Origin of the sequence: Deinococcus marmoris (assembly GCF_001949125.1) — a bacterium.
GTDB classification, from domain to species: domain Bacteria; phylum Deinococcota; class Deinococci; order Deinococcales; family Deinococcaceae; genus Deinococcus; species Deinococcus marmoris_A.
This window is the reverse complement of sequence record NZ_MSTI01000115.1, coordinates 1-13,271: the sequence shown is the minus strand read 5'-3', so window position 1 is coordinate 13,271 and position 13,271 is coordinate 1. Positions and strand designations below refer to the sequence as shown.

Sequence of the window (13,271 nt, the reverse complement as noted above, 5' to 3'; positions counted from 1 at the left end):
CGCCCGGACTGTCAACTGTGCATGGGGTTGCCATAGGGCGGCGCAGGGCGAGAGGGAGTGCGTGAATTCGTGCGCCAGCCTGACCCGGCGGGCGCTAGGCTGGGGGGATGATCCCCACGCCAGCCTCCGAAATCGCGGCGCGCAAACTGCGCCATGTGGAGGCGTGCCTGCTGCCGGAGAGCCAGTACGCGGGCGTGACCACCGGGCTGGAGGCGGTGCCCTGGCTCTACCGCGCCCTGCCGGAGCGCAACCTGAGCGAGATAAACCTGACCACCACGTTTCTGGGCCACACCCTGAAGGCCCCGGTCCTGATCGGCGCGATGACTGGCGGGGCCGAGCGGGCGGGGCACATCAATGCCCATCTGGCACAGGCCGCGCAGAAGCTGGGCGTGGGTCTGATGCTGGGTTCGCAGCGCGTGATGCTGGAGCGCCCCGACACCGCCGCCACCTTCCAGATCCGCGAACTGGCCCCCGATATCCTGCTGCTCGGCAATCTGGGCGGGGCACAGTTCCTGCTGGGCTACGGCGCGAAAGAGGCCAGCCGCGCCGTGCAGACCGTGGGCGCGGACGCTCTGGCGATTCACGTCAACCCCTTGCAGGAAGCGTTGCAGCGCGGCGGCGATACGAACTGGACGGGCCTGACTGCGCGGCTGGCCGAACTGCTGCCAGACCTGCCCTTCCCGGTGGTTCTTAAAGAGGTGGGGCATGGGCTGGACGCGCACACCGTTGCTGCTGTTCGTGACCTGGGATTCGCCGCGCTGGACGTGGCCGGAGCCGGGGGCACCAGTTGGGCGCGGGTGGAACAACTGGTGGAACATGGCGCGGTCATCAGTCCTGATCTGTGCGAGGTGGGCGTGCCGACGGCCCAGGCATTACGTGAGGCCAGAATCGCTGCCCCGAGAATGCCCCTGATCGCCTCCGGGGGCATTCGCACGGGGCTGGACGCCGCCCGCGCCCTCAGCCTGGGCGCGGGGGTGGTGGCGGTGGCCCGCCCACTTCTTGCACCCGCGCTGGACAGCGCTGAAGCCGTGGAGGACTGGCTGGCGAACTTCATTCAGGAATTGCGCGTGGCCCTGTTCGTGGGCGGCTACTCGGACGTGTCGGCGGTGCGGGCCTCATCCTGACGGTGTCTGGGGCAATTCCTCCAGGGCGTCCTCTACCGAGTCGGGCTGATCGCCCTCTCCAAGACGCTCCAGCACTGCTTCCTCCAGTTGGCCCAGCCGCCGCGTAACCGGATCGGTGGCGATGATCAGGGCCACCAGCGTGGTTAAGGCGGCGACGGCCAGATGCACCCGGAAAGTGTCCAGATCGATGAACAGCAGCCCCACGGCCAGCCCCGCCCCCACCAGCAGCGCGGGCAGACTTCTGTCCGGGAAGAAACGGCGCGTGACCCGTAGCGAATTCCAGCGCAAAAACGCCAGCGTCAGCAGGGCCAGGGCCAGCGCGGCGGCCACCAACTGCTGGTCCTCGGCGGCCTTGCTGGACCCGGCGGCAGACAGGCCGTGTCCCAGCCCCACGCTCAGCACCACCACCGCCAACGTGAAGGGCAGGTGGCCGTACAGCCACGCCAGCATGCCCTCCACCCGGCGGTCCACCCGCGCCCCCAGCAGCGGCAGCGAGCGGGCCTGATCGAAGTACATGCGCCACAGCGCCACCGCCGTCACGATGGCCGCCAGCGCCGGAATCAGGTTATTCGCGTTCAGCTCCTGCTGTCGGCTGCCGCCCACGACTTCGGTGACGATTTCCCCCAGCGCGATGATTTGCAGCAGGCCCACCCGTTCGGGCAGGTGGCCCTCGTGCGGCAGGGCGTGGCGGCTGTGGTTGCGGATGAAGACCGGGGTCAGCACGTCCAGCAGCAGGGCGGCGCACCACAGCCCGATCTGCGCCGCCGAGCCACCCGGCCACGCCGCCGAGACCAGCCACAGCGCCGCTGCCGTGCCGAAGGCCAGCGCCATGCGCCCGGCGAAGGCGGCCACGGCGGGACCACGCCGCGCCACCGCCACGTACAGCCCTGTCTGGATCAGCCGGTTGACCCCGTAGGCCAGCGCAAAGGCCGAACCGGTATCCACCAGATCGCCCCGGATGGTCAGGGCAATCATGCCCAGCGACACCAGTTGCGCCAGCGTGCCCCAGCGGTAGGTGCGGCTCTCGTTGCCGTAGCGGGCGGCGAAGGTGGCGTTGCCCGCCCAGGCCCACCACACCGCCACGAACAGCAGCCCGAAGTGCAAGAGGCTCATGAAGTCCGGCGACTGGCCCAGCCGCTTGGCAAGCTGATCGAAGGCCACCACGAAGATCAGGTCAAAGAACAGTTCCAGCCAGGAGACCTTCTGCTCCTGGTAAACAGAACTCTCCTGATCCTGGGCTTCAGAGGGCGCATCTTCCACGGTTCTCTGGAGATTCATACGGATTCCGTCTGTTGCGTTAACAAACCGGGAAAGCTCCGGTTCGTTAACTCCACGCCCGGAACCCGTCCTTCTCCTTCTCGCATCCGCTCGGATTTCATCGTTTTTGCAAACGATTCAATCGGAGTCCGTATCACTTCGTCGGGCTGGCCGTGCGTCACGCGGATTTTTTTATCAGATGAGTGAGGCAGGCCACCGTAAGCAGCCCCTCACCTCAAGCGACCCAGGCCCTTGCGGATCAGCGCGTCGGCGCTCAGCCCCGGCTCGGCGGACAGCAGTTCGGCCACCACCGCGCGCACCCCGGCCTCGCGGAAACCCAGGGCCAGTAGCGCGTCCACCGCGTCGCGGCCCTCCGTCGTCACTGGTCTGGTGGCCCTCACGCCGCCCACGGCAGGCGCGGCCAGATGTTCGGGCACCTTGCCCTGAAGCTCCAGCACCAGCCGCTCAGCGGTCTTCTTGCCCACGCCAGAGACGCTGGACAGCAGTTTGGCGTCGCCGCTCAGCAGGCCCTGCGCCAGCGCCGAGACGGGCATGGCCGACAGCATCGCCAGCCCCAGCTTTGGCCCCACGCCGCTCACCCCGGTCAGCAGATCGAACAGCCGCACGCTGTCGGTATCCGCGAAACCGAACAGCAGTTGGGCATCCTCGCGCACGATGAAACGGGTGTTCAGTTCGGCGGGCTGCCCCGCCACCAGTTTCGCCAGCGTTCCCGCCGGACACTGGACCTCGTAGCCCACGCCGCCCGCCACCACCACGGCGCTGTTCTCGCGCACCTCGCGCACCACGCCAGACAGGTAAGCAATCATTGCCACCGATTCTAATGCGCTACCGGAGTGTGGGGCTGTGGGAGCGGGCAGGATTTGCAGGGCTGGATTTGAAAGGGCTGGAGAATTCTGGGTGTCACCCGGCCACAGACAACGTCACCCCACGCATTTTCAGGCCCCTGCCCCGGTGTTAGACTCCCTGCGGCAGACCTCACTCCCTTGTTTGGGGAAAGCCCTTTGAGAGCAGCCCATTTCCCGCCCCATCCCTTTTTGCGCTTTACCCAAGCCCGGCCCACAACAGGAGAAACCCAATGCAATACGTAGTTCACCGCCCCCGCGTGGGCGTGTTTATCGATACCCAGAACCTCTACCACTCCGCGCGTGACCTGCTGGAACGCACCGTCAACTTCGAGACGCTGCTGAACGTGGCCGTGGATGGCCGCGAGCTACTGCACGCCATTTCCTACACGGTGGAGCGCGAGAACGAGGCCACCGCCCGGCCCTTCATCTACAAGCTGTCCACGCTGGGCTTCAAGGTGCGGCGCATGAACCTGCACCTGCACCACGTCACCGACGGCGGCAAACCCATCTACGAGGGCAACTGGGACATGGGCATCGTGGCCGACATGGTGCGCCTGATGGACCATCTGGACGTGGTGGTGCTGGGCAGCGGCGACGGCGATTTCACCGACATGGTGGAGGTCTTGCAGGAGCGCGGCAAGCGCGTGGAGGTCATCGCCTTCCGCGAACACACCGCCCAGCGCCTGATCGACGCCGCAGACCGCTTCATGCACCTGCCCGACATCGAGGACGCGTTGATGCCCGCCCGCCAGCGCAACAATGCCAAGGCCGACGAGCCGAAGCCAGAAGAACCCGTCCAGTAATCCAGCGATGCCCGACTCCAATCTTTATGACGCCGACGCCGTTCTCGCCCGCCTGAACTTCGATTTGCCCCCGGAGCGCATCGCCCAGACCGGGGCCGAACCGCGCGACTCCTCCCGCCTGATGGTGGTAGGCCAGGGCGAGATTTCGCACCGCGTCTTCAGCGATCTGCCCACGCTGCTGCGCCCCAGCGACCTGCTGGTTTCTAACCAGAGCCGCGTCATTCCCGCCCGTGTGATGGCGCGCAAGCCCGTGACCCCCGAAGGCCACGGCGGCGGCGTGGTGGAAGTCATGCTGCTGCGCGAGGAAGAGAACAATGTCTGGAGCGCGTATCTCAAGCCTGCGAAACGGGCCGGGAAAGAGTTGTGGCTGGGCCAGGCTGACGGTGAGCAGCATCGGGCCGAAGTCGTCGGCATTCTGGAAGACGGCGCACGGCTTTTGCGCTTCGAGCATGACCTCAAGCCGCATCTGGACGAGATCGGGCGGCTGCCGCTGCCGCCGTATATCGATGCTGGCGACGATGACGAGGTCTGGCGCGAACGCTACCAGACGGTGTATGCCCGCGATCCCGGCAGCGTGGCCGCCCCCACCGCCGGGCTGCACTTCACGCCGGAGCTGCTGGCGCGGCTGGACAGCAGGGGCGTGGAACGCTGCGCCGTAACCCTGCATGTGGGCGCGGGAACATTCAGGCCCATCCAGGGATCGGTGGCGGACCACACCATGCATGCCGAGCGGTATTCGGTGAGCGAGGCCACCGCGCAGGCCATCAACCGCGCCAGGGCCGAGGGCCGCCGCGTCGTGGCCGTCGGCACCACCACGGTTCGCACGCTGGAAAGCGCCTGGGACGGGCAGATGGTACAGGCGGGCGAGGGCGACACGCGTATTTTCATCACCCCTGGCACGCCTGTTCACGTTCCCGATCTGCTGATCACCAACCTGCATCTGCCGGGCAGCACCCTGCTACTGCTGGTGTCTGCCTTTGCTGGAGAGGAGCGCATTCAGGCAGCTTATGACGCGGCGCTGGCGGGGGACTACCGCTTTTATTCGCTGGGCGACGCGATGCTACTGGAGAATAGGCGGGAAGGCTAAAAAAGCCTAATTCAGCGTCCGCTGCCCCGGCACGTCCAGCATGAACGCCGGAATCGGCACCCGCACCCGCGCGCCCCAGGCGTCCTGCATCACGTAATAGCCGCGCATCACACCCGGCGTGGCCTCCACCGTCACGAAGGAATCGTAGACGAAGGTGCCGCCCGGCGCGATCACGGGCTGCTCGCCCACCACGCCGTCGCCGTCCACATTGATCTCGTGGCCGTGCGCGTCCACGATGTCCCAGTGCCGGGCCAGCAGTTGCCAGGTCTGATCGTGGTGGTTCTCTATGCGAATCACATAGCTGAAAACCTTGCGCTCCGGCGTACTGTGCGCGGCCAGATGGCTGACCTGCACGCTGATACGGATGTCCGGCGCAGTGTTGGCCCCGGAGTCGGGACTGGGAGGGTCTGAACGTTCTGAATCGGGGGGAGGACGGCTCATGGGTTCAGAGGATAGCGGAGGCCAGCGCCGCAACGTGCCCCGGCGGCGCGTATGAGCAATCGGTGGGTCATGTGCTGAAGGCAGCGCGCGGAAGCCTGCTCTACACTGCCCTGCGTGACTTCTAACTCAGAACTGGGCATCAACAAGGACTTCCTTTTCGCGCTGCTTTCCGAAGCCGCACCCAGCGGTCTGGAACGCCGCGCCGCCGACGTCTGGAAAGCCGAGGCCAGCGCCTTTGCCCGCGTCTCCGAGGACCATTACGGCAACGTGTACGCCGAACTGGGACCACAGGACGCGCCCGCGATTGCCTTGATGGGCCACCTGGACGAGATCGGCCTGATCGTCTCGCATGTGGGCGACGAGGGCTTTCTCAGCGTGCTGCCCATCGGCGGCTGGGACCCGCAGGTGCTGGTGGGCCAGCGCATCCGCCTGCTGGCACCGGGCGGCGATCTGCTGGGCGTGATCGGCAAGAAGGCCATCCACGTCATGGAATCCGAGGAGCGCAGCAAGGCCAGCAAACTGGAAGACCTGTGGATCGACGTGGGCCTGAGCAAGGAGGACGCGCAGGAGCAGATTCCGGTGGGCACCTACGGCGTGATCGAGCAGGGACCGATCATGGTGGGGAACAAGATCGTCAGCCGGGCGCTTGACAACCGCGTGGGCGCGTTCGTGGTGCTGGAAGCCCTCAAGGCGCTCCAACATACGGACCTCAAGCACCGCGTCGTGGCCGTGGGCACCAGCCAGGAGGAAATCGGGCTGTTCGGCGCGCGACTGGGCGGCCACAAAATCGATCCCATCGCCGGAATCGCGGTGGACGTGACGCACGAGACCAAGCAGAACGGCGTCAGCGAGAAGAAGTACGGCGTGATCCACTTCGGCAGCGGTGCGAATCTGGGCGTGGGGCCAACCAGCAGCCCGGTGGTGGTACGCCAGCTTCAGGAGGCCGCGCGCAAGAACAGCATTCCCTTCACGCTGGGGGCCAATACCTCGCGCACCGGCACCGACGCCGACGCGCTGACGCTGGTGCGTTCAGGGGTGCCCACCGCCGTGGTCAGCATTCCCAACCGCTACATGCACAGCCCCAGCGAAATGGTGGACGCCCATGATGTCAAGGCGTGCATCGACATCATCGCGGCCTGGGTGAAGGATCTGGAGGAAGGGCCAGACTTTACGCGGATCTAGATCCAGTCTCCAGAGAACGCCGCCCGAAACCTGGAATTTTGGGCGGCGTTCTTTCATCAATGGTTTGGAAATTTTTTGAGTTCGGCGTCAACGTCTTTACCGCAAACTCCGTGTCAGATAACACAAAAGCCCTCCCTCCTTGCGGGGGAGGGTTGGGAGGGGGGTGGACGGCGAAGCTGTCCCAGTGCAGATATTTCCAGCGACATCAAAAAAAGTTCCGAACTACTGTTTCATGACACAGAGAGGAAAGAAAGACCTCGCCCATGAAGTTGTCCGCTCCTCAGCCTGCCACAAACCGGAGCGTTCCCTCCGGCACATCCTCGCCGCGTTCCAGGGTGGGAACCACCGTGCTGGTGCTGAGGCCTGCCGCGAGTTGCACGTCCTCGGCCAGACCCAGGGTGGCCAGATGCAGGCCGTGATCGCTGCCTGACAGGGCCTCTGCGGGATCGCCGCCGCCCCGGCGCACGGTCAGGGCAATCCGCGCGCCGTCGTCCAGCGTGAAGTCGCCCATCGCCAGCAGGTACTCGGCCAGCACCCCAGCGGTGTACACGTCTTCCAGACCCACCCGCCCATCCGTTCCGGCACAGACGATGGCAATGCCCTCGGAGGCCAGGGCGCGGGCGCGGCGGGCGGCGGCGTGGGCGTTGGTCAGGGCGGCCAGCAGCACATGTTTGCCACTCTGCGCGGCGACGTGGGCGGCCCCGGTGCCGTTGGTGGTGTTCATGACCACCGTCTTGCCCGCAAAGTTCTGCGTCCCTGCCTCTGCTGGGCTGTTGCCGAAATCGAAGCCGGGAATGGGCAGGCCGCCACGTTCTCCGGCCAGCAGCAGGTTTTCCCGCGTGCCGCGCAGGGCCAGCGCCACTTCCGGCGTGCTGGTCAGCAGCAGCGCCTGTGCGCCGCGTTCCAGGTAAGCAACGGCGGTGGTGGTGGCGCGCAACGCATCGATCACCAGCACCACGTCCGGGTAATTCCCGTGTGGCAGCAGATCGACGCGCAGTTTCATGCCGCTGCGCCCTTCACTTCAGGGCTTCCCGCAGGCGTTCCAGTCCAGCCTTTGCGCCCCCTGGCCCAAAGACGGCGCTGCCGGCCACCAGCACCGTGGCCCCGGCACTGACCACCGCGCGGGCGTTGGTGCTGGACACGCCGCCGTCCACCTGCAACTCGGCGTCGCTGCCCATCTCGTCCAGCCAGCGGCGCAGCGTGCGAATCCGCTCCAGGCTGGCCGGAATGAACTTCTGGCCACCGAAGCCGGGATTGACGCTCATGACCAGCACCAAGTCCACGTCGCCCAGCAAGGGCCGCACGGCCTCCAGCGGTGTGCCGGGGTTGAGGGTCACGCCCGCCCGCTTGCCCAGTTCCCGGATCTGCTGCACGGCGCGGTGAACGTGCGGCGTGGACTCGACATGCACGGTCATGCTGTCGGCCCCGGCGGCGGCAAAGTCCTTCAGGTAGCGCTCGGGACGCTCGATCATCAGATGCACGTCCAGCGGCAGGTTGCTGGCCCGCCGCGCCGCCGCCAGGATCGGCAGCCCGAAACTGATGTTGGGCACGAACATCCCGTCCATCACGTCCACATGTGCCCAGTCGGCCCCGGCGATGGCCCCCAGTTCGTCGGCCAGATGCGCGAAGTCGCACGACAGGATACTGGGGGCCAGCTTAACGGGGCGGGCAGAGTTGTCTTGAACAGTCTCGACTTGGGCACTCACGCCGGGCAGTTTACGACATAGCTCACAAACGTGGGGGCGGCTGAGACTGGCGGGCTGGAAACACGGCGCGGTCCACGCCTGCTACCCTCCCCCCATGCCTCCTTTGACCCCCTCTGTGACGCCGGACTGGGCCTACGAGCGCGAACACTGGCGGCGCGGGTATTTCCGGGTGGCGGGTGTGGACGAGGCCGGGCGCGGGGCCTGGGCCGGGCCGGTCACGGTGGCGGCGGTGATCCTCCCCGGTCTGGCGATGGACTACCCCTTCCGCGACAGCAAGCAACTGACAGCGCCGCAACGCGAGGAATACGCCGCAGAGGTCCGCCGCGTGGCCCTGGCCTACGCCGTGGAACACGCCTGGCCCGACGAGATCGACGAACTCAACATCCTGGGCGCGACGCACGCGGCGGCGTTGCGGGCGCTGGAAAGACTCCGTCCGCCCCCGCAGGCGCTGGTCACGGATTACCTGAAACTCCGCGTCAGGATTCCCATCAGCGCCCCCCCAAAGGCCGACGTCCTGAGCTACAGCGTGGCCGCCGCCAGCCTGCTGGCGAAAACAGAGCGTGACGCCGTGATGCGCGAACTGGACCGCCAGCATCCCGGCTACGGTTTTGCAGCCCATAAGGGCTACGGCGCACCGGCCCACCGCGCCGCGCTGGAGCGACTGGGCGTGAGCGCGACCCACCGCCGGACCTTCGCGCCCATCCGGCGACTGCTGGAAGGCAGCGAGGGCGGTCTGTTTCCAGCGCAGCCCTGACCTGTCACGCATTTCCCAGCTTCCTCATGTGTGGCCCGTATCCTGCGGACATGTTGAAACGCGCTGTCTTACCGCTGGCCCTGGGTCTGCCTCTGCTGCTGGGAGCGTGCGGGCCAGTGGCCTCGCTGCTTTCCTCTACCGACGGTGAGAAGGGGCCGCTGCAATTCGGGCCGCTGGCCGTCGGGCAGACTTGGACCCTCAGCGGCGTGGTGGACAGCCGCAACGTGGTCACCACCGTCAAGATCCCCGATCTGGTGAACGTGCAGGGCAAATTCGCCTCCTCCAGCGCTCGGGACGAGTACACCGGATTTAACGACAACCGCGCTGGATTTGCCGTGGCCACCTATGACCCGGACCGCCGCAACGCCGAGTTTCGCTGGGTGGGCGACGCTGGGGCGGCCAGCTTCGACAAGGTGGTCTACACCTGCAAGCTCGACAATCTGGCAGGCAACCCGCTGATCGGCACGCTGACCTACACGCGCAACGGCCAGACGGTGGCCAACGGCACCTGCGAGGCCAACCTCAGCAGCCAGTCCTAACCGCGCCGACTCCACAGAAAATCCTCTGACCATACCTCCCCGCGCCGGATGAATGGTGCGGGCAGGCCCACCACGCGCCCGCCTCCCTTGACGGCGGCGCGCACCAGCAGGCGTGGATCGAGCTTTGGGTAAAGGTTCCGGGCAAAGGCCACGTCCTCGCGCACGTCCAGACTTTCGCCGCTGGCAACGGAATCTGTACCCAGCGCGATTTCCACCCCGGCGGCGGCAAAGGCGGTCCACGGAAAGGTGCCGCATTCCAGATGGTGGTTGCTGCGCGGGCAACTGACCACCGCGCACCCAGCCCGCGCCACCCGCGCGATGTCGTCTGGGGTGACGTTGACCATATGGATCAGTGTGGGTTTGGCGGCCAGCACGCCCAGTTCGTCCAGATAGCGCACGGGGGTCAGCTCCGGCTCCGGCGTGCGCCCAATAACCTCTGCAAAGGTTTCAGGCCAGAATGGCAGCAGGCGGTTGTCCCACAGTGGTCCCGCGCCCGTGGCAAACAGCTCGGGTTCACTGGGATGCTCGGCCACATGAATCTGGAGGGGCAGGCCCTCGCCCGCCGCGTAATCGCAGACCAGTTTCATCAGGCGGTGGCTGACCGTGTACGGCGTGTGCGGCGACAGGCCGATGCGGGGGCCGCCGGGGCGCTCCAGCTTGCGCCACGCCTCCACCCGCTGTCGCATTCCGGCGAAGACCTCGTCGGCCTTACCAGGAAAGGTATTCAGCACCTCGAAGTAGAGGACGCCGCGCAAATCTTCCCGTGCCAGCAGGGCGTCCATCACCTCCGGGGACCACACGATGTCGCCCACGCCGCCCACACCCAGGCGCGAGAGTTCGTCGGCCCCCGCCAGCGCGCCTGATACGCCACGCTGCTCGCGCTGGGCAATCACGACTTCAGGCAGCCAGCGAAAATAAGGCAAAGCCTGAAACGCGTAGGCGCTCATGTCCAGATGCGTGTGTGCGTTGATCGGCGGCGGGGCGATGATGCCTCCAATCTCTTCCACAACCGCCTGCGGATGCTGGAGGCGAAGTTGCGCCGGATCGCCCGTGGCCGCCACCGTGCCGCTCACCACCACGACTCCGCCGGGCGCGTGGCCACCGCCCATGCCGGTGTACAGGACATCGCAGACGAACAGGCGCGGCGTGAACGGATCAGGCGAGGAAAGGGTCATGTGGGCATGTTAGAGGGGTGGGGCGGGGATTTTCGCCCTCGGCCCTGCCTGGAGCTTCTCTGGAACGCGAATCCTACTTCTTCTTGCCCGCCTTGCTCTCAGCCTTCGGCGCGGCTTTGGAGGCGACAGGCTTTTTCTCCCCACTATCGTTCTGAGATTCCTGTGCCAGCATGGCCGCGCCGACGATTCCGGCCTCGTTCAGCAGCTTGGCGGGCACCAGTTTGCTGCGCTCCAGCTTGATGTGGTCCTGCCATTTGTCGGCCTTCTTGCTGACGCCGCCGCCGATGATGAACAGGTCGGGACTGAACAACAATTCCAGGTGTTGCAGGTAGGTGCTGACGCGCTTGCTCCACTGTTTCCAGTTCAGATCGTCGCGCTCGCGGGCGCGGTCAGAGGCCCAGCCCTCGGCTTCCTTGTCGCGCAACCACAGGTGGCCCAGTTCGGTGTTGGGCACCAGCACGCCGTTGTGGATTAAAGCGCTGCCGATGCCCGTGCCGAAGGTCAGCACCAGCACGACGCCGTCCACGCCCGCCCCCGCCCCGAAGCGGGCCTCGGCCAGTCCGGCGGCGTCGGCATCATTGATCAGGTACACGTCCTGCCCGGTGGCCTTGGTAAAAAGCGCGTCGGCGTCCAGCCCGATCCAGTCCTTGTCCACATTGGCCGCGCTGAGGGTCCGCCCGTGCTGCACAATGCCGGGAAAGGTCACGCCGATGGGGCCAGTGGTGCCGAAGTGCTTTGCTAGCTCGGCCACCACGTCTTTCACCGCGTCCGGGTGCGCACCTTCAGGGGTGGGGATGCGGTGCCGTTCTTCCAGCAGCTTGCCAGTGGCGGTGTCCACGGGTGCGCCCTTGATGCCACTGCCGCCGATATCGATGCCCAGAATCACGCTCATGCGCTACAGCCTAAGCGAAGTTGGGGGCCGGGGTGGGCGACGGAGTGAGGTTGGGCAGGTTGGCCCGTGACGCTGGGGAAGAAGTCGCTTTTGGAAGACTCAATTTTCTTCATCACGGCTCTGGGGTGTGGCGAATATGGAGTCCGGTTTTGGAATCGCCCTGCCCGCTTAACCCCTCTGCTTGGCAGCTCTGCGAGTCCGCCCCTTCGGGGCACCTCCCCTCAGAAGGGAGGCAAGGGTCTCGGAATTGCCCGGCCAGCAGCGCACTCTTGGCTCCCTTTTGAGGGGAGCAGACTGGCTGGCACAGCTCCGCAGGAGAGGGGTTGTCTTTTTGCCCCAGACGCATAACTCATCCCACAGTGGGCAAACATCCCACCTCCCGCCCCGCTTGACCAAACCACCTTGGGTCTTCCCTAATTTAGACGGGGTGCAATTTTAGACTGGAAGCGCTATACCTGTGTCACCCCTATGGATTCTTCCTCGCTGCGTGAACGTCAGAAGGAGCGCCGACGCGCCCGGATCTACAGTGTCGCCATTGAGCTGTTCAAGCGCGGCGGCTTCCAGACCACCACGGCCACCGACATCGCCAAGGCCAGCAACGTCTCGCGCGGCACCTTCTTCAACTATTACCCCTACAAGGAAGCCGTGCTGCTCGATTACGGCTCCGAGGTCATGGAGCGCCTGCGCGATCAGGCCGAGTCGCGGCTGGCCCAGGGTATTGCCCCGCTGACCGTGTTATACGAGGTCTGGGACGCACTGGCCGAGGAAAACGCCCGCGAGCGCGATCTGTTCCCACCGCTGGCCTACGAGGTCATGAATCCCAACCCCGAACGCGCCCGCACCGCGTATCAGGCGCTGCCGCTGAGCAAGGTGATCGAGCTGATCCTGCGCCCCCTGCATCAGAGTGGGCAGATGCGGACGGACCTCAGCTTGCAGCGCATCAGCAACCTGATCGCCGACACGTATCTGATGGTGGCCCTGCGTTGGAGCGCCTACGGCACCGAACGCCCCTTGCAGGAGGAAATGCGGCTGGCGCTGAATCTGCTGCTGGAAGGCGCAGTCAGGCGTGATCTGGTGCGGCAGTAGCCCTAGGGCTTTCGTAATATCTGTAGGGCTTACGCGAAACTTACAAATGGGTTAGCAAGTTGCTGACGCATGTACTCGTCGAGGAGGCCAAATTTCAGTGCGTATATCGTCTTCTTTGCCTCTCGCGCAGCTTGGGCCAATCGAATCCAGACCAGCATCGCTATGCCAACATGATTGCGCTGAGATCGTCCTAGACGGCACTGACAGCCTTCAATCCCTGTGATCTGCTTCAGTTCGCGGTGAAAGACCAGGGCAGCCCAGCGGACGACGAGCGTCTGGCGCACATCGTCCGCAGTCTGTAAAGCTGGGTCGTTGGTCACGACCCATTCCGTGCGCTCGGTAGAGAGCACCAACCGGAA

Annotated in this window: 14 protein-coding genes and 1 pseudogene; 7 read left to right on the top strand and 8 right to left on the bottom strand. The window is 65.7% G+C overall.

Translation table 11 applies throughout. The annotated features are described in order from the left end of the window. Positions 1–107: 107 nt before the first annotated feature. The gene (gene fni / locus BOO71_RS16790) at positions 108–1,124 is read left to right on the top strand and encodes a type 2 isopentenyl-diphosphate Delta-isomerase (RefSeq protein ID WP_075834258.1); all 1,017 of its coding nucleotides are present in this window, start codon (positions 108–110) and stop codon (positions 1,122–1,124) included. On the opposite strand, the gene BOO71_RS16785 is transcribed toward fni, so the two are convergent. Together BOO71_RS16785 and ruvA are read right to left on the bottom strand one after the other, a co-directional pair. Continuing rightward, complete coding sequence (locus tag BOO71_RS16785; protein WP_083653539.1) at positions 1,116–2,402, bottom strand: low temperature requirement protein A; 1,287 nt, start codon at positions 2,400–2,402, stop codon at positions 1,116–1,118. The genes fni and BOO71_RS16785 overlap by 9 nt on opposite strands. A gap of 209 nt (positions 2,403–2,611) precedes the next feature. Further along, positions 2,612–3,208 carry a Holliday junction branch migration protein RuvA gene (gene ruvA / locus BOO71_RS16780; RefSeq protein ID WP_075834256.1) on the bottom strand — a complete coding sequence of 199 codons (597 nt, stop codon included), beginning with the start codon at positions 3,206–3,208 and terminating at the stop codon, positions 2,612–2,614. A 269-nt stretch (positions 3,209–3,477) separates the two neighbouring features. Here ruvA and BOO71_RS16775 point away from each other — a divergent pair, with 269 nt between their 5' ends. After that, entirely contained in the window at positions 3,478–4,050 is a 573-nt protein-coding gene (locus BOO71_RS16775; RefSeq protein ID WP_029479696.1) for a LabA-like NYN domain-containing protein, read from the top strand. A gap of 7 nt (positions 4,051–4,057) precedes the next feature. Continuing rightward, positions 4,058–5,137, top strand: coding sequence for a tRNA preQ1(34) S-adenosylmethionine ribosyltransferase-isomerase QueA (gene queA, locus BOO71_RS16770; RefSeq protein ID WP_075834254.1), 1,080 nt, complete (start codon positions 4,058–4,060; stop codon positions 5,135–5,137). A 6-nt stretch (positions 5,138–5,143) separates the two neighbouring features. On the opposite strand, the gene apaG is transcribed toward queA, so the two are convergent. Then, positions 5,144–5,578: a Co2+/Mg2+ efflux protein ApaG gene (apaG, locus tag BOO71_RS16765; protein WP_083653537.1), complete on the bottom strand. Its 435-nt coding sequence runs from the start codon at positions 5,576–5,578 to the stop codon at positions 5,144–5,146. A gap of 114 nt (positions 5,579–5,692) precedes the next feature. Between apaG and BOO71_RS16760 the strand changes: the two genes are divergently transcribed. Further along, positions 5,693–6,760 carry a M42 family metallopeptidase gene (locus BOO71_RS16760; RefSeq protein WP_075834252.1) on the top strand — a complete coding sequence of 356 codons (1,068 nt, stop codon included), beginning with the start codon at positions 5,693–5,695 and terminating at the stop codon, positions 6,758–6,760. 280 nt (positions 6,761–7,040) lie between these two features. On the opposite strand, the gene BOO71_RS16755 is transcribed toward BOO71_RS16760, so the two are convergent. Together BOO71_RS16755 and rpe are read right to left on the bottom strand one after the other, a co-directional pair. Then, on the bottom strand, positions 7,041–7,763 hold the full coding sequence (locus BOO71_RS16755; protein WP_075834250.1) for a 2-phosphosulfolactate phosphatase: 723 nt from the start codon (positions 7,761–7,763) through the stop codon (positions 7,041–7,043). Between the two features lie 13 nt (positions 7,764–7,776). Continuing rightward, on the bottom strand, positions 7,777–8,466 hold the full coding sequence (gene rpe, locus BOO71_RS16750; protein ID WP_075834248.1) for a ribulose-phosphate 3-epimerase: 690 nt from the start codon (positions 8,464–8,466) through the stop codon (positions 7,777–7,779). A 94-nt stretch (positions 8,467–8,560) separates the two neighbouring features. Between rpe and BOO71_RS16745 the strand changes: the two genes are divergently transcribed. Both BOO71_RS16745 and BOO71_RS16740 read left to right on the top strand, forming a co-directional pair. Continuing rightward, complete coding sequence (locus BOO71_RS16745) at positions 8,561–9,220, top strand: ribonuclease HII (protein ID WP_075834246.1); 660 nt, start codon at positions 8,561–8,563, stop codon at positions 9,218–9,220. 50 nt (positions 9,221–9,270) lie between these two features. Then, positions 9,271–9,759 carry a hypothetical protein gene (locus BOO71_RS16740; RefSeq protein WP_075834244.1) on the top strand — a complete coding sequence of 163 codons (489 nt, stop codon included), beginning with the start codon at positions 9,271–9,273 and terminating at the stop codon, positions 9,757–9,759. On the opposite strand, the gene BOO71_RS16735 is transcribed toward BOO71_RS16740, so the two are convergent. Continuing rightward, entirely contained in the window at positions 9,756–10,934 is a 1,179-nt protein-coding gene (locus BOO71_RS16735) for an amidohydrolase family protein (RefSeq protein WP_075834242.1), read from the bottom strand. The genes BOO71_RS16740 and BOO71_RS16735 overlap by 4 nt on opposite strands. A gap of 73 nt (positions 10,935–11,007) precedes the next feature. Next, complete coding sequence (gene ppgK / locus BOO71_RS16730; protein WP_075834240.1) at positions 11,008–11,826, bottom strand: polyphosphate--glucose phosphotransferase; 819 nt, start codon at positions 11,824–11,826, stop codon at positions 11,008–11,010. A gap of 468 nt (positions 11,827–12,294) precedes the next feature. On the opposite strand from ppgK, the gene BOO71_RS16725 reads away from it, so the two are divergent. After that, complete coding sequence (locus BOO71_RS16725) at positions 12,295–12,912, top strand: TetR/AcrR family transcriptional regulator (protein WP_075834238.1); 618 nt, start codon at positions 12,295–12,297, stop codon at positions 12,910–12,912. Positions 12,913–12,941: 29 nt separating this feature from the next. Here BOO71_RS16725 and BOO71_RS16720 read toward each other — a convergent pair. Then, positions 12,942–13,271: pseudogene (locus BOO71_RS16720) on the bottom strand (IS701-like element ISPlag1 family transposase); the annotation flags it as partial.

Bases quoted from the DNA above. Each gene is read 5' to 3' on its own strand.
- apaG (WP_083653537.1), bottom strand. From the start codon at position 5,578: ATGAGCCGTCCTCCCCCCGATTCAGAACGTTCAGACCCTCCCAGTCCC.
- BOO71_RS16755 (WP_075834250.1), bottom strand. From the start codon at position 7,763: ATGAAACTGCGCGTCGATCTGCTGCCACACGGGAATTACCCGGACGTG.
- BOO71_RS16775 (WP_029479696.1), top strand. From the start codon at position 3,478: ATGCAATACGTAGTTCACCGCCCCCGCGTGGGCGTGTTTATCGATACC.
- BOO71_RS16785 (WP_083653539.1), bottom strand. From the start codon at position 2,402: ATGAATCTCCAGAGAACCGTGGAAGATGCGCCCTCTGAAGCCCAGGAT.
- BOO71_RS16735 (WP_075834242.1), bottom strand. From the start codon at position 10,934: ATGACCCTTTCCTCGCCTGATCCGTTCACGCCGCGCCTGTTCGTCTGC.
- queA (WP_075834254.1), top strand. From the start codon at position 4,058: ATGCCCGACTCCAATCTTTATGACGCCGACGCCGTTCTCGCCCGCCTG.
- ruvA (WP_075834256.1), bottom strand. From the start codon at position 3,208: ATGATTGCTTACCTGTCTGGCGTGGTGCGCGAGGTGCGCGAGAACAGC.
- fni (WP_075834258.1), top strand. From the start codon at position 108: ATGATCCCCACGCCAGCCTCCGAAATCGCGGCGCGCAAACTGCGCCAT.
- BOO71_RS16725 (WP_075834238.1), top strand. From the start codon at position 12,295: ATGGATTCTTCCTCGCTGCGTGAACGTCAGAAGGAGCGCCGACGCGCC.
- ppgK (WP_075834240.1), bottom strand. From the start codon at position 11,826: ATGAGCGTGATTCTGGGCATCGATATCGGCGGCAGTGGCATCAAGGGC.
- BOO71_RS16745 (WP_075834246.1), top strand. From the start codon at position 8,561: ATGCCTCCTTTGACCCCCTCTGTGACGCCGGACTGGGCCTACGAGCGC.
- BOO71_RS16740 (WP_075834244.1), top strand. From the start codon at position 9,271: ATGTTGAAACGCGCTGTCTTACCGCTGGCCCTGGGTCTGCCTCTGCTG.